Raw genomic sequence first — 21,776 nt, 5'->3', positions numbered from 1 at the left:
AGACTAACTGGCCGGTAGTTGGGCACAGCCTGGGTGTGTGGCTCCTCAGCCGTCCCCGACCGCCTCATCCGCGTCACCTCCCCGCTTCCCCGACTGGGGGCCACCGCCGGCCGAGTCCCGCACCCGGGGACCCGGCCTCCGCTCCAGCCCACCCCCCGGCACCACCCAGGAGGCCGCTCGTGCAGACGTCCCCCACGCTCCCCCTGACGACCACGGGGGCGCCGCCCCTGGAGTCACACGACGAGCCGCACGCGGACGTTCGCACCGGGCCGCGGCCGGACGTCGACGACGAGCCGGAGGCGGAACCGCACGACGAGCCGCTGCGCGAGCCCCGCCTCGGCCCCGCCCCCCACGCGGCCGTCGGCGGCGCCTCCGCCGACCTCTTCCGCCTCTACCTGCGGGAGATCGGCCGCATCCCGCTGCTGACCGCCGCGGACGAGGTGGAGCTGGCGCGCCGGATCGAGGCGGGCCTGTTCGCGGAGGAACGGCTGCTGGCCGCCGCCGCGGCCGGCGGGCTCGACAACCGGCTCGCGCTGGACCTGGACCGCCTCGTGGTGCGCGGCCGGGTGGCCAAGCGGCAGCTCATCGAGGCCAACCTGCGCCTGGTGGTCTCCGTCGCCAAGCGGTACATCGGCCGCGGCCTGACCATGCTCGACCTCGTGCAGGAGGGCAACCTCGGCCTCATCCGCGCCGTCGAGAAGTTCGACTACACGCGTGGATTCAAGTTTTCCACCTACGCGACCTGGTGGATCAGACAGGCCATGACCCGCGCGATAGCCGACCAGGCCCGCACCATCCGCGTTCCCGTGCACGTCGTGGAGCTGATCAACCGCGTCATCCGCGTGCAGCGCACCGTCCTGCAGGAGCGGGGCCAGGAGCCGACGTCCGAGGAGGTCGCCGTCCTCCTCGGCCTCACCCCCGCCCGGGTCAGCGAGATCCTGCGGCTGGCCCAGGATCCGGTCTCCCTCCAGACCCCGGTCGGCGAGGAGGACGACGTCAACCTCGGCGACCTCATCGAGGACACCGACGTGCCCTCCCCGGCCGAGTCCGCGGCCTTCCTGCTCCTGCGCGAGCAGCTGGAGGCCGTCCTGTCCACCCTCGCCGACCGCGAACGCCGCGTGGTCGAGCTGCGCTACGGCCTGGTGGACGGCCGCCCCCGCACGCTGGAGGAGATCGGCCGCCTCTTCGGCGTCACCCGCGAGCGCATCCGCCAGATCGAGCACAAGACCCTGGGCAAGCTCCGCGGCCACGCGTACGCGGAGCAGCTGCGCGGCTACCTCGACTGAGCCGCGCGGGTGCCCGGAGAGCCGGCGCTCAGGGGAAGTTGACGGCCGTGCCCGTCGTGAAGTGCTCGGTGGCGGCGATGTCGGCCTCCACGCGGGCGAGTTTGGCGCGGATGGCGGAGACGGCGTCGTCGCCCAGCGCCAGGCGCAGCGGCGGCTCCGGCAGTGCCAGCGCGGTGAGCAGGGCGGCGGCGGCCTTGTCCGGGTCGCCCGGCTGCGTGCCGTGGCCGGTGGCCAGGCCCTCGCGCACCGGGCCGACGGTCGCGTCGTAGTCGGGCAGCGCCCGCGAGGACTGGAGCGCGCCGTTGAACTCCGTGCGGAACGCCCCGGGTTCGGCGAGCAGCACCCGCAGGCCGAGCGGCGCGACCTCCGCCGCCAGGGCCTCGCCGGCCTGCTCCAGCGCGCCCTTGGCCGCGCAGTAGGCGCCGACCCCGGCGAACGCCAGCAGGCCGCCCATGCTGGTGACCTGCACGACGGTGCCGCTGCGGCGCCGCCGCATGCCCGGCAGGACGAGGCCCGTCAGCCGCATCGGCGCGAAGAACATCACCTCCATGGCGCGCCGCAGCTCGGCCTCGGTGGTCTCCTCGACGGCGCCGACCGTGCCGAAGCCGGCGTTGTTGACCAGGATGTCCACGTGCCCGTGGGCGGCCTCGGCGCTCTGGACCGCGAGCCGGCACTGCTCGGCGTCGGTGACGTCCAGCGGGACGACGGTCAGCCGGCCGGGGTGGTCGGCGGCGAGTCCGGCCAGGGTCCCGGGGCGGCGGACGGCGGCCACGACGAGGTCGCCGGCGGCGAGCGCGGCGCGGGTGAAGGCGGCGCCGAAGCCGCTGTTGGCGCCGGTGATCAGCCACCGGCGGGGTTCGGTCGCGCTTGTCATGGGGCCACGATGCACCGGCCGCCGGGGCGGGCGGCATGGTCCGAAGGTGGAAGCCGGGGACGGCGGCCCCGGGACGACGGTCCGCGCCAAGGCCGTTGCGCCCGCGACCGCCCCCGGCCTATAACGGCCGGGTGACAGAGGCACCGACGCCCGCGCAGGCTCCCCGCGCCCGGCCGGTCGCCGCCGCGCACGCCCTGGTGTCCGCGCCGGCCCCGCCCCGGCGGCTCCCGGCCGGCGAGCCGCTGCCGCCGGAGGACTACCGGCGGCTGTTCGGCGTGCTGGAGGCGGTGGACCGTGCGCCGGACCTGCCGGCGTTCCGCGCGGGGCTGCTGGACGCGCTGGTGGAGTGGTTCGGGTACTCGACGCTGGCCGTGCTGCACGGGCCGGGCACCGAGGAGGCGCTGCTGGAGGGGCGCGGCGTCAAGAGCGGCTACTCGCGGGGATTCCTCGCCGAGTACGCCACGCGCTGGATCGACTCCGACCCCTACATGACGCCCTACGCCCACCGGCTGCTGGCCGAGCGTGGCGTGGTCACCCTCCGGGACCTGGAGCCGGGCTACGGCCCCGCCCAGCGCGCCTACGTCGAGAACTTCCTGCGGCCCCACGGCATCGCCGACAAGGCCGGGATGATCGTCGACGCGGGCGCGGAGGGCGTGGTCTACGTCGGGGCCGTCGTCCGCGGCGCGCCCCGGGTCGGGGCCCGCGACCTGGCCGTGCTGCGCGCGCTGCGGCGCCATCTCGCCCCGCTCGCCGCGCACTTCCTGGCCCGCGACCGCGAGGCGGAGGCCGCGGCGGGCGGCCTCGGCCTCACCGCCCGCGAGCGCGAGGTCGCCTCCCTGGCCGCGCAGGGCCTGACCAATCAGCAGATCGCCCAGCGTCTCTTCGTCGGCGTCGCCACGGTCAAGAAGCACCTCACCCGCGCCCTGGCCAAGACCGGCACCACCAGCCGCACCCACCTCGCGGCCCGCTGGCGCGAGGCAACGGACTGAAGGGGCCGAACGCGGGCCCGGCTCAGCGCACGGGTGACGGCAGGACCGGGGGCGTTCCCGTGGTCCAGACGGGGGCGATGGACAGGGAGCGGAAACGCCAGCCCTCCGGCGTGCGGCGCAGGTCGGCCGTGCAGTGGCCGCCCACGGTGAACGCCCCCTGGGCGGCGGCGCCTTCGGGGTGGATGTGGGTCATCAGGGCGTTCCAGGAGGCGGTGGCCGTTCCGGCGGCGGTGTCGACGCGGGTGAGGACGTCGGCGCTGATGTGCTGGGTGCGGGCGAAGCGCTCCAGCGCCTCGGTCACCAGCCGCTGCGCCGTCGCGGCGTCCTCGGCGGTGGCGGCCGGGGCCTCCATCCGGATGTCCTCGGTGAAGTAGTCGGCCGCCCAGGCGCCGGCGAAGCGGCGTTCGTCCATGAAGCGGAAGAAGCGGCTGATCAGCTGGGCGATGGCCTCGTGGTCCGTCGTGGTCGTGGTCATGCACCCAGGCTGCGACTTCAAGAGCACTTGAGGTCAAGTGGTCCCGGGAGGGGCGGGGGCCAGATCCTCGGCCGTGACCGTCGCGGGTGTGGCGTGGCCGGAGAGGGCCAGGGTGAGGTCGAACTCGGCCAGCAGGGAGCGCAGCACGTGGTCGACGCCCGCCTGGCCGTCCAGGGCCAGGCCGTAGGCGTAGGGGCGGCCGAGCAGCACCGCGCGGGCGCCCAGGGCCAGCGCGCGGAAGACGTCCGCGCCGGTGCGCACGCCGGAGTCGAAGAGGACGGTCAGGCGGTCCCCGGCCGCCGCGGCGACGGCGGGCAGGGCGTCGGCCGCGCCGAGGGAGCCGGCCACCTGGCGGCCCCCGTGGTTGGAGACCACGACCCCGTCCATGCCCGCCTCGGCCGCGCGGCGCGCGTCGTCGGGGTGCAGGACGCCCTTGAGCACGATCGGCCCCTCCCAGTGCTCGCGCAGGAACGCCAGGTCGGGCCAGGTCTTGCCGGGGTCCCCGAAGAGCTGGACGAAGTGCAGGACCGCCGCGTCCGGGTCCTCCTCCACCGGCTTGGCCAGCCCGGCCCGGAAGGCCGGGTCGGAGAAGTAGTTGGCCGTGCCCACGCCGCGCAGGAACGGCAGGTACGCCTGGTCCAGATCGCGCGGGCGCCAGCCCAGCAGCGGCGTGTCCAGCGTCACCACCAGCACCCGGTACCCGGCGGCGCGGGCCCGGTCCAGGAAGCTGCGGGTGACCTCGCGGTCCTTGCCCCAGTAGAGCTGGAACCACCGCTCCGCCCCGCCCATCGCCTCGGCCACGGCCTCCAGGGGCGTGGACGAGGCCGAGGAGAGGATGTACGGAACGCCCCGGGCCGCGGCGGCGCGGGCGGCGGCGGTCTCCGCCTCCGGGTGGAGGATCGAGAGGATGCCGACCGGGGCCAGGGCCAGCGGCGCGGGCAGCGTGGCGCCCAGCAGCTCGGTGGTCAGGTCCCGTTCGGCGACGTCGCGCAGCATCCGGGGCACGATCCGGTGCCGCTCCAGCGCGGCCCGGTTCGCGCGGATCGCGGAGCCGTCCCCGGCGCCGCCCGCCACGTACCCGGCCGGGCCCGGGCCCAGGCGTTGCTCGACCATCGCCTCCAGGCGTGTCAGGTCGGCCGGCAGCCGGGGAACGGCGCCGGTGAGGCCGTTGAGGTAGATCTCGTACTGGAAGTCCGCCCAGTGTCCCGGTGCCATCCCGCGTCCCGTCCCTCGCCTGTTCCGGCCCTGCCGCCGCGCTCTGCGCGCCCGGCCCGCGCGCCGCACGCCCTGGCGCGCGCCCTCGCGACCCCTCATCCTGGCGGCGGCGGTGCGCAACGTCCAGGGCGCGCCGGGAGGCGGGCGGCGGGCCCGTGCGGGTGCCGTCACGGCGGGTGCTAGTGAACCGTTGTCAATTAGACTGGCCGCGATGAATCGCACGCGCCTCGCCCCCGCCAGCCGTCGCGAACAACTGCTCGGCATCGGTGCCCAGTTGTTCGCCGAACGGCCCTACGACGACGTGTCCATCGACGAGATCGCCTCCCTGGCCGGCGTCTCCCGCGGCCTGATGTACCGGTACTTCGCGACCAAGCGCGAGCTGTTCCGCGAGGTGGTGCGGGCGGGCGACGAGCAGATCCTTGCCCTGACCGAGCCCGACCCGTCGCTGCCCCTGCCGCAGCGCGTGGCCGCCGGGGTCGACGCCTACCTCCGGCTGGTCGAGGCGAACGCCCCGCTGGTCCGCGCCGCCACCGCGGGCGCCGCCTCGGCGGACGAGGAGGTCCGGGCGATCATCGCCGACGGCGTGCGGCGGCAGGAGGACCGCATCCTCGGCCAGCTCCAGGGGGAGGGCCTGAGCGTCACGCCCCGGCTGCGGGTGACGGTGCGCGGCTGGGTGCTGATGACCCGCGCGCTGACCCTGGACTGGCTGGAGACCCGCGAGGTCCCCCGCGACGAGCTGCGGCGCATCGTCACCGAAACGCTCCTCGCGCTCGCCGCGCGGGCGGCGGCGGGGGAAGCGGGGACCGGCTGAGGCCGCCCCGGTCAGTCCGGCGCGGGCACGAGCGCGAGGGTCAGGCGGCGCAGCCGCTCCGGCGTGGCGATCACCTCGTAGCCGGCCACCGCGCCCCCGTCCGGCGTGAAGGCGAACGACAGCACCAGCCGCAGCCGTCCGCCCGGGGCCACGACGGCGCCCACCCGGCCGTTCACCAGAGCGGGTTCGGCGAACAGCGCGCCCCCGCCCAGGGCCGCGATCTCCTCCGCGACCCGCCGCGCCCCCCGGGCCTCTGCCGCCCGGCCGGGCGGCAGCGCCGCCGCGTCGGCCCGCCGCACCACGTCCGGGGCCAGCACGGCCAGCAGAGCGGCGACGTCCCCGCCGCGCGAGGCGGCCAGGAACGCCTCCACCACCCGCCGCTGCCGGGCCAGTTCGGCCTGCGGCACCCCGGCCGCGCCGCGCACCCGCCGCCGCGCCCGGCTGGCGAGCTGCTTCGCGGCCACCGGCGTGCGCCCCACCAGGGGAGCGATCTCCTCGAACGGCACCGCGAACGTGTCGTGCAGCACGAACGCCACCCGCTCCGCGGGGCCCAGCCGCTCCAGCACCACCAGCAGCGCCCGGCCCACCTCCTCCGCCCGCAGGGCCTCCTCCTCCGGGTCCTGGCCCGCGCCGGATACCCCCGCGCCCTCGGGGAGCTCCTCCCCGGCCGGCTCCTCGGGGCGGGCCCGGCGGGCGCGCAGGGCGTCCAGGCAGATCCGGGTCACGACCGTGCGCAGCCAGCCCGGCAGGTTCTCCACCGCGTCAGCGTCCACCCGGCTCAGCCGCAGCCACGCCTCCTGCACCGCGTCCTCGGCCTCGGCGCGCGAGCCCAGCATCCGGTGCGCGAGCGCGCGCAGCGGGCGGCGCTCCGCCTCGAAGCGCTCCGCCAGCCCCGCCTCCGCCGCCCCCGGCGGCCCGGCCTTCCCCGCCGCCCGCGTTTCCCTCGGCCCGCCCATCGGTCACCTTTCCTCGCCGTGCCCCGTCACCCCGTTGACGCGCCCCGGCGCGCCCGAGTGACGGGAGAGGAGCCCACCATGACCGACGTCACCCCGAAAGCCGCCGCCCCCTCGCTGCTGCACCTCGACTCCAGCGCGGACGGCCCCGTCGAGGCGGTCACCCGGCAGCTGACCGCGCTGTTCGCGCGGACCTGGCGGGAACGCCACGAGGCGGCCGGCGTCCGCCCCGCCTACCGCTACCGCTACCGCGACCTGGCCGCCGAGCCTGTGCCGCCGCTGACCGCCGCCTACGCCGCGCTCGGCCGCCGCGCGGAGCGGAACGGCGCCCGGTCCCCGGGGGAGGTGGCGGCCCTGGCGGCGACCGCCGACGAGGAGCGCGAATGGGCCAGGACCCGGCCGCTGATCGAGGAGGTGCGCGAGGCCGGGATCCTGCTGATCGGCGTCCCGATGTACAACTTCGCGGTCCCGGCCGCGCTGAAGGCGTGGATCGACCGGGTGTGCTTCCCCGGCGCGTTCACCGACCCGGACACCGGGGACTCGCTGCTGCGCGGAACGCGGGTGGTGCTGGCCCTGGCCCGGGGCGGCGGCTACGGGCCGGGCTCGCCCCGGGAGGACTGCGACTTCCAGCTCCCTTATCTGCGCGCCCTGTTCGGCGCCCTGGGCGTGGACGGCAAGGACCTGCACGCGGTGACCGCCGAGTTCACCCGGGCCGGGGACGTGCCGGCGCTGGCCGCCTTCCGCGACCAGGCAGCGCGCTCCGCGGAACGCGCCCGCGCCCGGGCCGTTGCCCTCGCCCGGTAGCGGGGACGGCGCCTCAGCCTCCCAGGCCGTCGAACGCCCCCGGGTGGGTCTGGTCGCGGACGGCCGTGTACTGGGCGCGGACCGCCGTGCCCCGCGCCGCGGCGTCCTCGCCCGGTTCCAGGGTCTCGCCGGGGGCGGCCGGCCACGCGGGCGGCTCCCCGGCCCAGGCGGCGCCCTCGGCCGCGCCCAGCGCCCACGCCGCCTGCCGGGCGGCGCCCAGCGCGGTGTAGTCCGCCGGGGCCGGGATGACCACCGGCGCCTCGAACAGCGCGGGCGCCAGCGCCTGAACGGCCGGCAGCTCCGCCGCGGCGCCCAGCAGGAACACCCGCTCGATCCGCACCCCGCGCTTGCGCAGCACGTCCGCCGCGTCGGCCAGCCCGCACAGCATCCCCTCGAACGCCGCGCGCGCCAGGTGCTCCGGGTGCATCGACTCGCGCCGCAGGCCGGCCAGCGTCCCGGCGGTGTGCGGGAGTTCGGGGGTGCGCTCGCCCGCCAGGTACGGCAGGAACACCAGGCCGTGCGCGCCGGGCGTGGAGGCCAGGGCCAGCTCGGACAGGCCCGCCAGGTCGCGGCCGAGCAGGTCGGCCGTTCCGCGCAGGACGCGCGTGGCGTTCAGCGTGCGGACGATCGGCAGGTGGCGGCCGGTGGCGTCGGCGTAGGAGGTGATCGTGCCGGACGGGTCGGTCAGCGCCTCCTCGTGCACCGCGCACACCGAGCCCGAGGCGCCCAGCGAGACCACCGCGTCCCCGGGGCCCAGGCCCAGGCCCAGCGCTGCGGCCATCAGCTCACCCGTCCCGGCCGAGATCAGCAGCCCCTCGGGGGTGCGGCCCGCGGCCTCGGCGGGGCCGAGGACGTCCGGCAGCGCGACGGGGTGCCCGATGGCCAGCTCGGCCAGCTCGTACCGCCACGCCTCGGAGCCGGCCGACCAGTACCCGGTGGCGGAGGCGCCGCCGCGGTCGGTGGTCCAGCGCTGCGGCCGGCCCAGGAGCTGCCACACCAGCCAGTCCTGCGCCTGGAGAACGGCCGTGGCGCGCCGGGCGTCCTCGGGCTCCTCGCGGGCGAGGCGCCGCAGTTGGGTCACGGGCTGGCCGGGCTGCGGCACGCAGCCGACCGCCTCGGCCCAGGCGGCGCGGCCACCCAGCGCGTCCACCAGCGCGAGGGCGGCGGGCTGTGCGCGGCCGTCGTCGGGCTGCGCGGGCCGCACGGGCGTGCCCTCGGCGGAGAGGGTCACCACGCCGGTGGCCCCGGCGGCGACGCCGATGGCGGTGACGTCCTCCAGGACGCCGCCCCCGGCCGCCTCGCCGAGCGAGTGCAGCCACGACTCGGGCGCCTCGGGCGCGCCCTCACCGGCGGGGTGCGGCGCCTGCCCGTGCCGCACCACCTCGCCGGTGTCGGCGTCGCAGACGACGATCCGGGTGTCCTCGGGCGAACAGGCAAGACCGGCAACCAATCCCATAACCCCAGATCATGCCGCACGACCCGGGGCCGGGCCGGGGTCAGGTCCCCGTCGCCTCACGCCCGTGACAGGACACGGTCACGAGCGTGACGTTTCCGGGCGCCGGCCGGGCCCGCCCTGCTCCGGGTCCCGGCCGCGCCGGCCCCGGCCTCAGGCCCCCGATTCGGCGGCGTGGACGTCGCCGCCCACCCGGTTCGTGGGGGACTCGGCCGTCGTCACCGGGGCTGCGGCGGCCGGTTGCCGCGAGGCCCGGCCGCTCGTGCGGCGCTCGCGCAGGCGGCGGGCCACGGGCTCGGTCCAGCGGGTGGCGAAGGGGCCCAGGATCACCAGGATCAGGACGTAGGCCGTCGCCACCGGCGCGATCCGTGGCTCGGTCGCGGAGGCAAGGCCCGCTATGACGATGGAGAACTCGCCCCGGGCCACCAGCGCGCCGCCCGCCCGGAAGCGGCCACGTGGCCCGATCCCGGAGCGCCGCGCCGCGTAGTACCCGGTGGCGATCTTGGTGCCGGCCGTGACCAGGGCAAGGGCCAGCGCGGGCAGCAGCACCGGGGGGATCTCGGTGGGGTCGGTGGACAGCCCGAAGAAGACGAAGAAGACGGCGGCGAACAGGTCGCGCAGCGGCGTGAACAGCCGCCGCGTGTTGTGCGCGACCTCGCCCGAGAGCGCGATGCCCACGAGGAACGCGCCCACCGCCGCCGAGACCTGGAGCCGCTGCGCGACGCCCGCGACCAGCAGGGTCAGGCCGAGGACGACCAGCAGCAGCATCTCGGGGTTGTCGGAGGAGACGGCCCGGCTGATCACGCGGCCGTGGCGCAGCGCCAGGAACAGGGCGATGCCGGCCGTGCCCAGCGCGACGGCCAGCGTGATGCTTCCGGCGGCCAGGCCGACCCCGGCCAGCACGGTGGAGAGCACGGGCAGGTAGACGGCCATGGTCAGGTCCTCGATGACGAGGATGCCCAGGATGACGGGCGTCTCGCGGTTGCCCAGCCGGTCCAGCTCGGTGAGGACCTTGGCGATGACGCCGGAGGAGGAGATGTAGGTGACGCCGGCCAGCGCCAGCGCCCCGACCGGCCCCCAGCCCAGCAGCAGGCCCGCGACGGCGCCGGGTGTGGCGTTCAGCACCAGGTCGACCATGCCCGAGGGGTACTGGGACTTGAGGCTGTCGACCAGCTCGGTGGCCGTGTATTCGAGGCCCAGCATCAGCAGCAGCAGGATGACGCCGATCTCGGCGCCCACCTCGATGAAGCCCTCGGTGGTGGAGAGCGGGACCAGGCCGCCGTGCCCGAAGGCGAGGCCGATGAGGAGGTACAGCGGAATGGGTGAGAGACCGAGGCGCCCGGCCAGCCGTCCGACGAGGCCGAGGCCGAGCACGACGGCCCCGAGCTCGATGAGCATGGTCGTGGTGTCGTGCAAGGTCGCACACCCTTTCCGCTAGCCGTTCGCCGCCAAGCCGCCGCCAAGCCGCCGTCCGCGGCCTTCTGCCGCCGTTTGCCGCAGGGCGGGCCGCCGGCCGCCCCGCGGCTGCTTCGCCGCCGGGTGCCGTCCGCCCGCCCGGAGTCCTCCGGGCCGTCCGCTGTGCAAGTCCGTCCGCCCGCCGGGGCCCGATGCCCCGGCGGCGCCCCTCGTCGGGCCGCGTGCGCGCGTGCGCGCGCGGCGGGCCGTGCGCCGTCCGGTGAGCCCTCGGCCCGGGGGCGGCCGGTCCGCCCCCGGCGGGGTCAGTCCTCGGCCGCCTCCGCGCCCGCGATGATGTCGGCCAGCTCCTCGACGCCCTCGCGGGTGCCGACGACGAGCAGCGTGTCGCCCGCCTCCAGCCGGTAGTCCGGGCCGGGGGAGGGGTGGGCCCCGGTCCGGCGCAGGACGGCCACGATGGAGACACCGGTCCGCGTGCGGGCCTTGGTGTCGCCCATGGGGCGGCCACGGTAGGGCGAGTCCTGGCAGACCGGGATGCGCTCGGTGACCAGGTTCAGCTCGAACTCGCCGGCCGGGAACACTCCGTCGGTCCGGTCCGGCGCGATCACGGCGGCCAGCTTGGCCGCCTCCTCCGCCTCCAGGGGCACCGTGCCCTGGCAGCGGTCGGGGTCCTCGGGGTCGAAGAAGCCGACGAAACGCCGGCCGTCCTCGTGGGCCACCACGGAGATGTGGCGGCCGTCTCGGGTGGCGATGTCGTACTGCGTACCGACGCCCGGCAGGGAAGTGCGACGCATCCCCATGAGCCTGTGCCTCCTACGGCCGCCGATGGCAGCGGCGGCCTCTGCCGTACAACACACCCACCGCGGGCGTTTGTTCCCTGATGCCTGTCCTGTGGCGATCACCTTATCAAAGCCCTTGCGGGGACTGCCAAGAGGCCTTTGCAAAGAAGCCGCTGCGAAGCGGCTTGGGGGGAGGGTCGCGGCGTTCTAGGCTCCCGGGGCATGGAGGATCACCTCGGGATCGACGCCCGCGGGCTGCGCGCCCTGGCGCACCCGGTCCGGGTGCGGCTGCTGGGCCTGCTGCGCGCCCACGGCCCGGCCACCGCGACGGGCCTCGCCCACCGGACGGGCCTCACCTCGGGCGCCACCAGCTACCACCTGCGCCGGCTCGCGGACGCCGGCCTGGTGGCGGAGGACACGGCGCGCGGGAACGCCCGCGAACGCTGGTGGCGGGCCGTGCACCGGGCGCCCCGGCCGGGGGAGCGGGACCTGGCGGGGCCGGGATCGGAGCGGGACCCGGCCGGGCCGGAGGCCGCCCTCTCCCGCCTGGGCCCGGTGGCCGCCGCGCAGGCGCTGCGGGTCCAGCAGGGCCTGGCCGAGCTGGAGACCATGGCCCCGGCCTGGCGCCGGGCCTTCGGCCTCGGCGACGTGCGGCTGCTGCTCACCCCCGGGGAGGCCGAGCGGCTGCGCGGGGAGCTGCGGGAGCTGCTGGCCCGCTACCCGCGCGAGGAGGAGGGCGCGCCCGGCCCTCCAGGCGCGGCCCGCGTCACCGTCATCACGCAGCTCGTCCCCGAGCCGGACCCGGAGGAGGCGCCGGGCCTGGACCCCGGAAACGCACCGGGGCCCGCACGGCCGTGACGGCCGTGCGGGCCCGGTCCCCCCACGCGGTGGCGCCCCCCTGGGGCGGTGCTGACCGGCACCGCCCCTGGTCGCGCCGCTCCGGCGGGAGCCGGCGCGACCCTAGGCGGTGCTGACCGGCACCGCCTCGTGGTCGCGCCCGTCCTTCAGGGCGCCGGAGCGCCGGGCCTCCGCGATCGGGGTGGCCGCCGGGCGCGGGCGCCGGGCCACGTAGACGAAGGCGGGGGGCATGTTGCGCCAGACCGTGCGGCCGAGGACGACCTCCTCGAACGCCGCGCGCAGCTGCGCCCGCTGCCGCCGCGCCGGGGGCGTCCACGCCGTCCACGCGTAGGTGAACTGGGTGAACGCCCCGTGCGGGGCCAGGCAGGAGGCGACGGTCGTCACCAGCGGGCGTTCCCCGCCGAAGTACACCGTCCACGGCAGGCCGCTGACGATCAGGTCGGCCTGGGCGATGCCGCACCCGGCCAGGATCCGCGGCAGGTCGTCGGCCGCGCCCGTCACCACCTCGGCGCCGGGGAACCGCTCGCGCAGGTGGCCGGCCATCCGGTCGTTCAGCTCCACGGCCACATGCCTGCCCCGTCCGGCCAGGCGGCGCTGTATCGCCTCGGTGAACGCCCCCGTGCCGGGGCCCAGTTCGACCACCACCGGCTCGCCGCGCTCCGGCAGCGCCGCCACCATCCGGTCCGCCAGCGCCGCCGAACTGGGCACCACAGACGCGGTCCGCACCGGATCTCGCAGAAACTCCCTTACGAACAGGGCGCGTTCCGAACGCTCAGCCATCGATTCCCCTCGATTCACCCGAACAGCAATACCGCTCACTCTCCGCGACCGGTCGTGCGGCTGCATCGGCGTCCCGGCCGCTCCCGGCGGCCAGTTGGCGGAGGCACGTCTCCACCCACGGGTGGAGACCGTCGGGGCGCACCCGCGTTACTGTCGTGCCCGTGGTGCTGATGACGTGGCTGGGGCGGGCCGTGGGCGACCGGTTCGGCCCCGCGCGCCTGATTCCCCTGCTCGCCGCCGGCCCCGGCTATCTGCTCTTCATGCAGGACTCCCGCCCCAGCCCGGCGGACTGGGCCGTCACGGTGGCGGCCGGGGTCATCTTCCTGGGCGGCGGCGTGTGGCCGCTGCCCGTGGCGGTCGCCGAGGCGGCGCTGATCGTGGCTGCCGTACCCCTGACCGACTCGACTCCCGTCGCCGCCAAGGTCGTCGCCAGCGTCTCGCTGTTCGAACTCGCCGTGCGCAGGCCGTTCCCCCAAGCCCTGGCGGCCGGGGCCGTGCTGTCGTTGGCGTACCTGGCCATCGTCCAGGACCACCACGACGCGGGCGGGGTCCTCGCCACCCTCTACCGCGTGGCCACCGTCGCCGTCGGGCCGCTGCTGATCGGCGGCTACCTGCGCGCCGCCCGGCAGGCCCTCGCGCAGGCCAGGGCCCGGGCCGGCGAGGCCGAGGAGCGCAGGGAGCTGGCCGCGCGCGGGGCGCGGCTGGCCGAACGCACGCAGCTCTCCCGCGAATTGCACGACCTGGTGGCCCACCACGTGGCCTCCATGGCCCTGCGGGTGGGCGTGGCGCGGGCCGTCATCCCGGGCCTGGACCCGAAGGTCGCCGCCGTGCTGGACGACGTGCACGCCTCCGCCACCACCGCGCTGGCCGACCTGCGCCGCCTGGTCGCCGCCCTGCGCGACCCGGCGGCCGTCCGCGAGGACATGCCCGGCTCGCTGCTGGTCGACCCGGCCGAACTCCCCGCCGCCGTCGCCCTGGTGGCCGACCGCAGCGAGCAGGCCGGGCTGCGCGTGGAGCGGGAGGTGGACCCCGGCATCGCCGCGCTGGACGCGGTGCGCGGCCTGGCCGTGCTGCGGGTGGTGCAGGAGGGCCTGACGAACGCCACCAAGCACGCCGGAGCCGGCGCGCGGGCCCGGGTCTCGGTGAGCCTGGCCGACGGCCTGGCCCGCGTGGAGGTCGCGGACGAGGGAGGCGCGGGCCTGGGCCCGGCGACCCCGGCCGGGCCCGGCTTCGGGCTGATCGGGCTGCGCGAGCGCATCGACGTCCTGGGCGGCACGCTGACCGCCGGGCCCTCCGGCCCCGGCTGGCGCCTGGCCGCCGCCTTCCCCGCCCGCCTGCCGTCGGCGCCCCAGCTCCCGGCCGCCTCCCAGCCCGCCCCGCCCTCCCCGCCTCCCCAGGGGTGCCACTCCCGGCGCGCCGCCCGGTCCGCCGCACCGCGCGGCCTCCCGCGCCCGGCCCTGCCCTCCGGGGAGGCGACGCCGTGATCGCGACGCTGCTCGTGGACGACCAGCGGCTGGTGCGCGCCGGGCTGCGGATGCTGTGCGAGTCGACCGAGGACATCCGCATCGTCGGGGAGGCCGCCACCGGCGCCGAGGCCGTTCGGCTGGCCGCCGCCGCGCGGCCGGACGTGGTCGTGATGGACCTGCGGATGCCCGGCTCGGTGGACGGCACCGCCGCCACCCGCCAGATCCTCGCCGAGCGCCCGGCCACGCGGGTGGTGGTGCTGACCACCTTCGACGACGACGAGCACCTCTACCCCGCGCTCTCCGCGGGCGCCTGCGGCTTCCTCGCCAAGGACGCGGCCCCGGCCGAGCTGACCGAGGCCGTGCGCCAGGCGGCGGCGGGCGGCAGCCCGTTCAGCGCGGACGTGCTGCGGCGGCTGGTCGGGCAGGCCACCCGCTCCTGGGCCGAGTGCCGTTCCGCGGCGGCACCCGACCCGGCCGGGCAGCTCACGGCCAGGGAACGCGAAGTGCTGGCCTGCGTCGGCGCCGGCCTGTCCAACGGCGAGATCGCCCGGCGCATCCACGTCGGCGTCACCACGGTCAAGACGCACGTGGCCAGCCTGATGCGCAAGACCGGCAGCACCACCCGCGTCCACCTCGCGCTGTACGCGGCGCGCCACGGGCTCACGGACGCCTGAGCGGCCCGTCCTCCTCAACGCCCGGTCCGCCGGCGCCCGCACCTCCCGGCGCCCCGCCCTCCTCAGCGCCCGCCGCGCGGCGCCGGCACCGGGGCGAACTGGGCGGCCTGGAGGTCGTAGAGGGACCGGTAGTGCCCCTCCTCCTCCCTGGCCAGCAGCTCCTCCGGGGTGCCCGACTCCACCAGCCGCCCCTCGTGCAGGACGTGCACCAGGTCGGCCCGGCGCACCGAGGCCATCCGGTGCGTGATCAGCACGATCGTCTGCCCGCCGTCCGCCAGCGAGCGGATCTGGTCGAAGATCCGCTGCTCGGCCTTGGCGTCCAGGGCCGCCGTGGGCTCGTCCACGATCAGGATCGGCGCGCCCCGGTAGTGCGCGCGGGCGATGCCCAGGCGCTGCCACTGCCCGCCGGAGAGCTGGTGCCCGCCCTTGAACGTCCGGGAGAGCAACGTCTGCCAGCCGCGCGGCAGTTCGGGGATCAGCTCGTCAACGCCCGCCTGGGCGGCGGAGCGCGCCAGCCGCTCCTCGTCCACGGGCGTCCCCGTGCGGGAGATGGTGGCGTTGACCCGGGCCGTCATCGGCCAGCGGTAGTGGTCCTGGTGAACGACCGCGCAGCGGGCGAAGATGTCCTGCCGGTCGATGACGGCGGCGTCCACCCCGTCCCACCGGACGCTGCCGCGCTGCGGCAGGTACAGGCCGCACAGCAGCTTGGCCAGCGTGGACTTGCCCGAGCCGTTCTCCCCGACCAGGGCGATCACCGCGCCCCGGCGCAGCGGGAGGGTCAGCGAGACGTCGTCGAGGACCGGCGCGTTGCCCTCGCCCGGGTAGCTGAAGGTGACGTGCTCGAAGGTGACCCGCTCCACCGTGGCGGGCAGCCGCTGCCCGCCGGAGGGGATGCGCCGGTGCGCGGACTCCGCGAGCAGCCGGTCGAGGTCGCCGACGTACAGGGACTCCTCGTGGAGATAGTTGATCTGCCGTACCAGGCTGTCGAGTTGCGCGGCGCCGGTGCGGATCGCCAGCACGGCGGTGCCGGCCGCGGCCAGCGCCATCGTCCCGCCCCACAGCAGCCAGGCCAGGATCAGGTAGGTGGCCAGGGCGGCCCCGCCCGTGCAGGCGGCGGCCAGCAGCTCGGTGCGCGCCGCCTGCCGGGCCAGCCGCGCCTGCTCGCTCTCCTGGCTCAGCGACATCCCGCGGAAGTGCCGCAGGATGTAGGGGCCGATGCCGTGCACCCGGATCTCCTGGGCGGCGTCGGTGTCCGTCATCAGCCGCGCCAGCATCGAGGCGCCCCGGCTGTGCTGCACCCAGCGGTGGAAGCTGCGGTAGCGGCGGCGCGAGACGCTCAGCGTGGCCCAGGCCCGGGGCAGGACCATCAGCACCAGCATCGGCAGCAGCACCGGGTGCAGAGCGGTCAGCACGGTGGCCGCGGCCAGCAGGGACAGCAGCGCGGAGACCACGGCCACGCAGTGCCGGATCATCGTGCGGGCCGAGGTCGCCCCGAACTGCGCGGACTCCAGCAGCCGGTGGAACTCGTCGTCCTCCATGGCGGCCATCTCCACCTGATAGGCGCGCTCCAGGTACTGCTCGCGGGCCAGCCGCTCCACCTTGGGCTCCAGCGGGCCGCTGCCCAGGGTGGACAGGGCCCCGCACACGGCCCCGATAAGCGCCGCGCAGCCCAGCAGCACGGCCACCGGCAGCGCCGCCCGCAGCCGCCCGGCCATCTCCCCCTCCGCGAGCAGCGTGGCCAGCAGCCGGTTGACGCCGAGCAGGGCGACGGCCTGGGTGGCGCTGCGGCCCAGCTCGGCGGCGGCCACCAGCAGGGTCGCGCGGCGGTCGGCCCGCCAGGCCAGCCTCACGGCCGTGCCCACCAGGCGCGGCGTCCCGCCCACCATCGTGCGCAGGCCGAGCTGGTAGCGCTCCTCCTCGTACCGGGCCCAGGAGGTGTCGTAGACCAACGCCCCGCCGAACAACTCGCGTTCGGCCTCGGACACCCCGCCCTCGGGGGCACCCCCGTCCCGCGCGGCCGAACCGTCCGCGTCCATCGCCTCACCTCGTCCCCTCGCCCGGAGACCGCCCCGGCCAAACGGTGACGGCCCGACTACCGTAAGGCACGAACCCCCCGCGCGGGACGGCCTGCTGACGCGACCGCCCGGGTGTGGTAACACTCGCCGGATGAACGCGAGCGGCGGGCGTGGCCCGGTGGAGTCGGCGGGGCGGGGCGGGTATCACCACGGGTCGTTGCGTGAGGCGTTGACCTTCGCGGCGCTCGAACTCCTCGATGAGGGCGGGCTGGAGGCCCTGACGGTGCGTGAGGCGGCGCGGCGGGTCGGGGTCTCGCCGGGCGCGCCGTTCCGGCACTTCGCCGACCGGCGGGCCCTGCTGCGCGCGGTGGCGGCCGAGGTGATCCGGGACTTCACCGAGCTGCAGTGCGCGGCGCTGGCCGAGGAGGTTCCCGGGCGGCCCCCGACGTGGGCGCTGGGGCGCGGCTTCGTGCGGTACGCCGCCGCGCACCCGCACCGCTTCGAGCTGCTGCGCGAGACGGTGTACGGCCCGCGCCGCGACCCCGAACTCGGGCCGCTGCTGGCGGGGTTCGAGGCCATGGGCCTGGAGGCCATCGCGGAGGGGCAGCGGGCGGGAACGCTGCGGCCGGGGGACCCGACGCTGGTGCTGCTGGCCGGGCAGGCGCTGGTCTACGGCCTCTCCCAGATGATCGTCGACGGCTTCCTGCCCCCGGAGGCGGCCGGGACGCTCACCGATCAGCTTCTCGACACCCTGGCGCACGGCGTAGCGAGGATCACAGAGGCGGACAACGGACCGCCGGCTCCCGGGGATTGACGCGCCCGGCGGGCGGGGTCAGGCTGGGACCCGCCGATGTAATCACCGCTCACGCGGATGCGGGGCGCCGGGCCCCGCGAGGATTCCGGGAGGTCACGGACGATGCTGTTCAAGGACCCCGCCGCCACGGGCCGGGTGGCGGTCAGCGCCTCCCCCGAGGCCGCCTACCGCGTCATCAGCGACCCGCCGCTGATGGCCGGCCTCGCCGCCGAGACGGTCGGGGCGCGCTGGCTCGACGGCGCCGGCCACGCCGAGGTGGGCGCCCGCTTCCGCGGCTACAACCGCAACGGCTTCCGCCGCTGGGCCACCACCTGCGAGGTGCTGGAGGCCGACCCCGGGCGCCGCTTCTCCTACTTCGTGCGCGCGCCGCTGCGGGTGCCCATCTCCCGCTGGCAGTACGACATCGCGCCGGGCGAGGACGGTGGCTGCGTGATCACGGAGACCAACTGGATCAAGGTCCCGCTGTGGTTCATCCCCTTCGCCATCCTCATCACGGGCATAGCCAACCGCCCCGGCGCGAACCAGGACCACATCGCCACCACGCTGGAGCGCCTCAAGGCCCACCTGGAGGGCGCGCCGGCCCCGGCCTGAACCGGGGAGAGGCCGGAAGCCGCCGCCCTCGCGGCCACGGCGTCCGGCCGGGCGTTCCGCCGCGGCGTCAGGCCGGGCGTTGCCCTCAGGGGTGGTGCTCGCAGCAGCCGCCGGTGCGCAGGAACGCGCCCACCGCCGCCCAGGTGCCGTCCTGATCCCCGCGGGCGGCGGCCGTGGTCCGTGCGGTCGAGGACGGGGCCGCGAACGAGGCGACCAGGTCCGCCTGTTCGGCCGGGACGCCGCCGCGCAGCACGGAGCGGGTGCGCACCAGTGCGTCGAAGTCCGTGAACGGGTCGCCGTCCACCACCGTCAGGTCCGCGAGCTTGCCCGCCTCCACCGTTCCCAGGTCCTCGGCCGCCCCGAACGCCAGGGCGGGCAGGACGGTGGCCGTGCGCAGCGCCTCGGCGGGGGAGAGGCCGCCGTAGCGGTGCAGCGCCCGCAGGCCCAGGTGCAGGTGGAGGCCCACCGGCACCAGCGGCTGGTCGGTGCCCAGTGCCACCGTCCCGCCGCCTGCGAGCACCCGCCGGTAGATGCCCATCTCCCGTTCCAGCGTGGCCAGTTGCGCGGAGGTCGGCGGCGCGGCGGACTGGGCGCGCACCAGCGCGGTGTCCCACGGCGGCATCAGCGTGGCCACGCGCGGGTCGGCCGCGAGCGAGGGGTCCGCGCCCAGCAGCGGCAGCGCGGTGAAGGGCGTGGCGATCAGCGTGAAGGCGCCGCCCTGCCGGGTGTAGATCTCCTCCAGGTCCTGGTAGGCCCGGCCCGAGGCCGAGGTCGCGTGCCCGAACTCCAGCCGCTGCGTGGCCTGGAGATGGGTCGTCAGGTCCCCGCCGAGCTGCACGCCCGGCGTGCACAGGTGGCTGCCGGCGCGCACCCCGAGCCGCTCGTGGGCGAACGCCGCGGCCTGCTCCATCACCCAGCCCGGCGCCCGCACGTACGTCTTGACGAAGTCCCAGCGCAGCGCCGCCGCCCGGTCCAGGGAGCGGCGCAGCCCCTCCCGGGTCCGGTGGGCGCGGCCCATGCTGTACGCCACCCGCGAGCCGTCCAGCAGCTCGCCGGTGGCCAGCAGGCGCGGCCCGGCCAGCTCCCCGGCGGTCACCGCCTCGCGGACCCGGGCCTGCTCGTAGGCGAAGCCGCCCAGGGACACGGAGGTCGTGATGCCGTAGGCGAGCTGGAGGGCCGTCTGCCGCCCGCCGTAGGTGGACTGCCAGGGGTGGATGTGCGCGTCCCACAGGCCCGGGATGACGGTCGCGTCCGAGGCGTCCACGCGGCGGGCGACGGCCGCGCCCCCGGAGCGGTGGGCCCGGACGGCCGCGATCCGGCCCGCGCGCACCACCACGTCCACGTCCTGGCGCGCCGACTCCCCGGTGCCGTCCCACAGTTGGCCGGCGCGCACGACCAGGTCAGGGGCGGCGGGGGCGCGGTAGCCCAGCGCCAGGGGCACGGTGCGGGGGCGTCCGCCGGAGACGGGCACGGTCCGCAGCCGCCCGGCGGACAGGTAGAGCAGCGTGCGGGAGTCGCCCGACCAGGAGGGGTGGTCGGCGGCCTCCTCGGTCAGCCGCCGCGGTTCGCCGTCCGGGGTTCCGTCCGGGCGCACCGGCAGCAGCCACAGCGCGGACTCCGCGATCACCGCCATCCACCGGCCGTCCGGGGACCAGGCCGGGCCGGAGTCGTAGCGGTCGGAGAGCGAGGCGTGCGGGGCCAGGGCGTGCAGGGCGGAGGCGTCCCCGGCGCCGGTGTCCACCACGCGGATGAGGTTGTAGCCCTCGCGGAAGCGCTGGTTGAGGCGGTTGCGGTCGCACAGCGCGAGGTAGCGGCCGTCGGGGGACCAGCTCGGGCGGCCCGGCAGGCCGCCGCCGCCCAGGGGGCGGGCCGCGATCCGCTCGGCGCCCGTGGCCAGGTCCCGCACCACGAGGTTCCCCGACAGGTCCAGGGCCGCCAGCCGGCCGCCGTCCGGGGACAGCGCGGGGAACACCCGCCCGCCGCCCGCCAGTTCGCTCTCCCGGCCGCTGTCCAGGTCCAGCCGCCGCACCGCGAGCAGCCCGCCCTGGTCGTCCGCCCAGACCAGCCCCGTGCCGTCCGGGGTCCACGAGGGCGCCAGCGGGTAGCGGGTCGGCTCGGCGCGCACCACCCGGCGCGGCGCGAGGCCGCCCGAAACCGGCGTCACCCAGAGCGCGTTGAGCGCCGCGAACGCCACCTGCCGCCCGTCCGGGGAGAGCGCGGGCAGGTGGACGCCGCGCACCGGGCGTTCCCCGCCGCCCTCGCCCCAGTCGTAGCGCTTGACCGTGTAACGCGGGCGGCGCACCGGCAGGTCGGCGGCGAACGGGATCGTCTCGCCGTCCTCGCCGGGCGCGGAGGGGCGCAGCAGCCGGAAGGAGCCGTCCACGGTGGCCAGCAGCGTGTCCTCCGAGACCCAGCGCACGGGGACGGGCGCCACGTCGCCGGGCACGGGCACCTCGGCCCCGTCCACGACCAGGGCGCAGGTGGCGGCGGGCGCGGGGGTGGTGCGCAGGTGGGCCAGGCGCCCGGCGGGGGAGAGGGCCGGGGCCATCAGCTGGGCCGTCTCCAGCGGCTCGGCGTGCTCGGTCACCACCGGGCCGCCCGCCCCGTCGGCGGGGACGGAGGCGATCGTGCGGGCCTGGAGCGTTCCGGCCGGGCCGAGGGCGCCGCGCACGAAGAACACCCGCGCGCCGTCCGGGGACCAGACGGGGTCGAAGTCCTCCCAGGCGCCGCCCTGGTGGGGGCCCTCCTGCCCGGTCAGGCCGGTCAGGCGGGTCAGTTCGCCGGTGGCGACGTCGACGACCCAGACGCGGTAGGGACTGCCCGCGACCGGGTCGCCGCCGCGCTCGGAGGCGAACGCGATGCGGCGCCCGTCCGGGGACCAGGCCGGGCCGCGGTCGTCCCAGGGGCCGTCCGTGAGCTGCCGCGCGCCGGAGCCGTCCGGGCGCAGCGTCCAGACGTGGAAGCCGCCGCCCCGGTAGGCGCACACGGCCAGCAGGCGGCCGTCGGGCGAGAACTGCGGGCGGCTGGGCTCCAGGTCGGGCGGCGTCAGCGCGACGGCCGGGCCGCCGTCGCGCGGCACGGACCACAGGATGTTCTGCACCTCGGCGACCAGGCGGTCGCCCGTGGGGGAGAGGGTGGCGGCGCCGTTGGTGGCGGCGCGGAAGGAGTAGGTGACGGAGCGGGCGGGCGCCGCGGCGGCCGGGGCGTCGAACGCGCCCACGGCCGCGACGGCGGCCCCGGCCCCCGCGGTCCCCTGGAGGAACCGCCGCCGGGAGACCCCGGCGCTCCGCTGGGCCCCGTCGTGTCCAGTGCTGTCCAACACAACTCCTGAGGTGGGGGATTCGGTCCCGCGTCCGGCCGCGGGCACCGCAAAGGGACGGGAAACGCACGCCCGGCGCCTCGCCCGTCAGCGATCATGTCCGGGGCGAGCCGGGCCCACAACGGCGCACGGCGGGCACACACGCGCCGGACGCGCACACGCCGTCGCGGGGTGAAAGCTGCGGTGCGGGGCGGCCGGGACCCCGCG

General features: G+C 76.8%; 19 protein-coding genes. 9 read left to right on the top strand and 10 right to left on the bottom strand.

Annotated elements, in window-relative coordinates:
* Nucleotides 1-29 precede the first annotated feature (29 nt).
* Entirely contained in the window at nucleotides 30-1,286 is a 1,257-nt protein-coding gene (locus RM780_RS21350) for an RNA polymerase sigma factor (RefSeq protein ID WP_394813042.1), read from the top strand.
* 28 nt (nucleotides 1,287-1,314) lie between these two features.
* Here the strand turns inward: RM780_RS21350 and RM780_RS21345 are convergent, their stop codons facing one another.
* Nucleotides 1,315-2,160, bottom strand: a complete 846-nt coding sequence (locus RM780_RS21345; RefSeq protein ID WP_311632445.1) for an SDR family NAD(P)-dependent oxidoreductase — start codon at nucleotides 2,158-2,160, stop codon at nucleotides 1,315-1,317.
* Nucleotides 2,161-2,291: 131 nt separating this feature from the next.
* On the opposite strand from RM780_RS21345, the gene RM780_RS21340 reads away from it, so the two are divergent.
* Nucleotides 2,292-3,149: a helix-turn-helix transcriptional regulator gene (locus tag RM780_RS21340; RefSeq protein WP_311632444.1), complete on the top strand. Its 858-nt coding sequence runs from the start codon at nucleotides 2,292-2,294 to the stop codon at nucleotides 3,147-3,149.
* A 22-nt stretch (nucleotides 3,150-3,171) separates the two neighbouring features.
* Here RM780_RS21340 and RM780_RS21335 read toward each other — a convergent pair whose 3' ends face one another.
* Nucleotides 3,172-3,624, bottom strand: a complete 453-nt coding sequence (locus RM780_RS21335) for a nuclear transport factor 2 family protein (protein ID WP_311632443.1) — start codon at nucleotides 3,622-3,624, stop codon at nucleotides 3,172-3,174.
* A 33-nt stretch (nucleotides 3,625-3,657) separates the two neighbouring features.
* Nucleotides 3,658-4,839: a lactate 2-monooxygenase gene (locus tag RM780_RS21330; RefSeq protein WP_311632442.1), complete on the bottom strand. Its 1,182-nt coding sequence runs from the start codon at nucleotides 4,837-4,839 to the stop codon at nucleotides 3,658-3,660.
* Between the two features lie 211 nt (nucleotides 4,840-5,050).
* Between RM780_RS21330 and RM780_RS21325 the strand changes: the two genes are divergently transcribed.
* Nucleotides 5,051-5,650 (top strand): TetR/AcrR family transcriptional regulator, encoded by a 600-nt coding sequence (locus RM780_RS21325; protein WP_311632441.1) that lies wholly within the window; start codon nucleotides 5,051-5,053, stop codon nucleotides 5,648-5,650.
* A gap of 11 nt (nucleotides 5,651-5,661) precedes the next feature.
* Here RM780_RS21325 and RM780_RS21320 read toward each other — a convergent pair whose 3' ends face one another.
* Nucleotides 5,662-6,606, bottom strand: a complete 945-nt coding sequence (locus tag RM780_RS21320) for a sigma-70 family RNA polymerase sigma factor (RefSeq protein ID WP_311632440.1) — start codon at nucleotides 6,604-6,606, stop codon at nucleotides 5,662-5,664.
* A 78-nt stretch (nucleotides 6,607-6,684) separates the two neighbouring features.
* Between RM780_RS21320 and RM780_RS21315 the strand changes: the two genes are divergently transcribed.
* Nucleotides 6,685-7,407 carry an FMN-dependent NADH-azoreductase gene (locus RM780_RS21315; protein WP_311632439.1) on the top strand — a complete coding sequence of 241 codons (723 nt, stop codon included), beginning with the start codon at nucleotides 6,685-6,687 and terminating at the stop codon, nucleotides 7,405-7,407.
* A 13-nt stretch (nucleotides 7,408-7,420) separates the two neighbouring features.
* Here RM780_RS21315 and RM780_RS21310 read toward each other — a convergent pair whose 3' ends face one another.
* The 3 genes from RM780_RS21310 to RM780_RS21300 all read right to left on the bottom strand — a co-directional run bounded on the left by RM780_RS21310 (nucleotide 7,421) and on the right by RM780_RS21300 (nucleotide 11,073).
* Complete coding sequence (locus RM780_RS21310) at nucleotides 7,421-8,863, bottom strand: FGGY-family carbohydrate kinase (RefSeq protein WP_311632438.1); 1,443 nt, start codon at nucleotides 8,861-8,863, stop codon at nucleotides 7,421-7,423.
* A gap of 150 nt (nucleotides 8,864-9,013) precedes the next feature.
* Nucleotides 9,014-10,276 carry a cation:proton antiporter gene (locus tag RM780_RS21305; RefSeq protein ID WP_311632437.1) on the bottom strand — a complete coding sequence of 421 codons (1,263 nt, stop codon included), beginning with the start codon at nucleotides 10,274-10,276 and terminating at the stop codon, nucleotides 9,014-9,016.
* A gap of 302 nt (nucleotides 10,277-10,578) precedes the next feature.
* On the bottom strand, nucleotides 10,579-11,073 hold the full coding sequence (locus tag RM780_RS21300; RefSeq protein ID WP_311632436.1) for a cation:proton antiporter regulatory subunit: 495 nt from the start codon (nucleotides 11,071-11,073) through the stop codon (nucleotides 10,579-10,581).
* 201 nt (nucleotides 11,074-11,274) lie between these two features.
* Between RM780_RS21300 and RM780_RS21295 the strand changes: the two genes are divergently transcribed.
* Nucleotides 11,275-11,910 (top strand): ArsR/SmtB family transcription factor, encoded by a 636-nt coding sequence (locus RM780_RS21295; protein ID WP_311632435.1) that lies wholly within the window; start codon nucleotides 11,275-11,277, stop codon nucleotides 11,908-11,910.
* Nucleotides 11,911-12,012: 102 nt separating this feature from the next.
* Here the strand turns inward: RM780_RS21295 and RM780_RS21290 are convergent, their stop codons facing one another.
* Nucleotides 12,013-12,690 carry a class I SAM-dependent methyltransferase gene (locus RM780_RS21290; RefSeq protein WP_311632434.1) on the bottom strand — a complete coding sequence of 226 codons (678 nt, stop codon included), beginning with the start codon at nucleotides 12,688-12,690 and terminating at the stop codon, nucleotides 12,013-12,015.
* A 170-nt stretch (nucleotides 12,691-12,860) separates the two neighbouring features.
* Here RM780_RS21290 and RM780_RS21285 point away from each other — a divergent pair, with 170 nt between their 5' ends.
* A complete protein-coding gene (locus tag RM780_RS21285) occupies nucleotides 12,861-14,174 on the top strand; it encodes a sensor histidine kinase (RefSeq protein ID WP_311632451.1) in 1,314 nt (437 codons plus the stop codon).
* Nucleotides 14,171-14,830, top strand: coding sequence for a response regulator transcription factor (locus tag RM780_RS21280; protein WP_311632433.1), 660 nt, complete (start codon nucleotides 14,171-14,173; stop codon nucleotides 14,828-14,830). Before RM780_RS21285 ends, RM780_RS21280 begins: the two co-directional genes overlap by 4 nt.
* Before the next feature lie 62 nt (nucleotides 14,831-14,892).
* On the opposite strand, the gene RM780_RS21275 is transcribed toward RM780_RS21280, so the two are convergent.
* The gene (locus RM780_RS21275; protein ID WP_311632432.1) at nucleotides 14,893-16,866 is read right to left on the bottom strand and encodes an ABC transporter ATP-binding protein; all 1,974 of its coding nucleotides are present in this window, start codon (nucleotides 16,864-16,866) and stop codon (nucleotides 14,893-14,895) included.
* Nucleotides 16,867-16,996: 130 nt separating this feature from the next.
* Between RM780_RS21275 and RM780_RS21270 the strand changes: the two genes are divergently transcribed.
* Both RM780_RS21270 and RM780_RS21265 read left to right on the top strand, forming a co-directional pair.
* On the top strand, nucleotides 16,997-17,659 hold the full coding sequence (locus RM780_RS21270) for a TetR/AcrR family transcriptional regulator (protein ID WP_311632431.1): 663 nt from the start codon (nucleotides 16,997-16,999) through the stop codon (nucleotides 17,657-17,659).
* 102 nt (nucleotides 17,660-17,761) lie between these two features.
* The gene (locus tag RM780_RS21265) at nucleotides 17,762-18,250 is read left to right on the top strand and encodes an SRPBCC family protein (protein WP_311632430.1); all 489 of its coding nucleotides are present in this window, start codon (nucleotides 17,762-17,764) and stop codon (nucleotides 18,248-18,250) included.
* 85 nt (nucleotides 18,251-18,335) lie between these two features.
* Here the strand turns inward: RM780_RS21265 and RM780_RS21260 are convergent, their stop codons facing one another.
* Nucleotides 18,336-21,569, bottom strand: coding sequence for an amidohydrolase family protein (locus RM780_RS21260; RefSeq protein ID WP_311632429.1), 3,234 nt, complete (start codon nucleotides 21,567-21,569; stop codon nucleotides 18,336-18,338).
* Nucleotides 21,570-21,776: the final 207 nt, after the last annotated feature.

Source organism: Streptomyces boetiae (genome assembly GCF_031845405.1).
Classification (GTDB): Bacteria; Actinomycetota; Actinomycetes; order Streptomycetales; family Streptomycetaceae; genus Streptomyces; species Streptomyces boetiae.
This window is presented reverse-complemented; position numbering and strand designations above follow the sequence as displayed.

Bases quoted from the DNA above. Each gene is read 5' to 3' on its own strand.
- RM780_RS21295 (WP_311632435.1), top strand. From the start codon at position 11,275: ATGGAGGATCACCTCGGGATCGACGCCCGCGGGCTGCGCGCCCTGGCG.
- RM780_RS21290 (WP_311632434.1), bottom strand. From the start codon at position 12,690: ATGGCTGAGCGTTCGGAACGCGCCCTGTTCGTAAGGGAGTTTCTGCGA.
- RM780_RS21275 (WP_311632432.1), bottom strand. From the start codon at position 16,866: ATGGACGCGGACGGTTCGGCCGCGCGGGACGGGGGTGCCCCCGAGGGC.
- RM780_RS21315 (WP_311632439.1), top strand. From the start codon at position 6,685: ATGACCGACGTCACCCCGAAAGCCGCCGCCCCCTCGCTGCTGCACCTC.
- RM780_RS21335 (WP_311632443.1), bottom strand. From the start codon at position 3,624: ATGACCACGACCACGACGGACCACGAGGCCATCGCCCAGCTGATCAGC.
- RM780_RS21330 (WP_311632442.1), bottom strand. From the start codon at position 4,839: ATGGCACCGGGACACTGGGCGGACTTCCAGTACGAGATCTACCTCAAC.
- RM780_RS21345 (WP_311632445.1), bottom strand. From the start codon at position 2,160: ATGACAAGCGCGACCGAACCCCGCCGGTGGCTGATCACCGGCGCCAAC.
- RM780_RS21270 (WP_311632431.1), top strand. From the start codon at position 16,997: ATGAACGCGAGCGGCGGGCGTGGCCCGGTGGAGTCGGCGGGGCGGGGC.
- RM780_RS21265 (WP_311632430.1), top strand. From the start codon at position 17,762: ATGCTGTTCAAGGACCCCGCCGCCACGGGCCGGGTGGCGGTCAGCGCC.
- RM780_RS21320 (WP_311632440.1), bottom strand. From the start codon at position 6,606: ATGGGCGGGCCGAGGGAAACGCGGGCGGCGGGGAAGGCCGGGCCGCCG.
- RM780_RS21285 (WP_311632451.1), top strand. From the start codon at position 12,861: ATGACGTGGCTGGGGCGGGCCGTGGGCGACCGGTTCGGCCCCGCGCGC.
- RM780_RS21310 (WP_311632438.1), bottom strand. From the start codon at position 8,863: ATGGGATTGGTTGCCGGTCTTGCCTGTTCGCCCGAGGACACCCGGATC.
- RM780_RS21300 (WP_311632436.1), bottom strand. From the start codon at position 11,073: ATGGGGATGCGTCGCACTTCCCTGCCGGGCGTCGGTACGCAGTACGAC.
- RM780_RS21325 (WP_311632441.1), top strand. From the start codon at position 5,051: ATGAATCGCACGCGCCTCGCCCCCGCCAGCCGTCGCGAACAACTGCTC.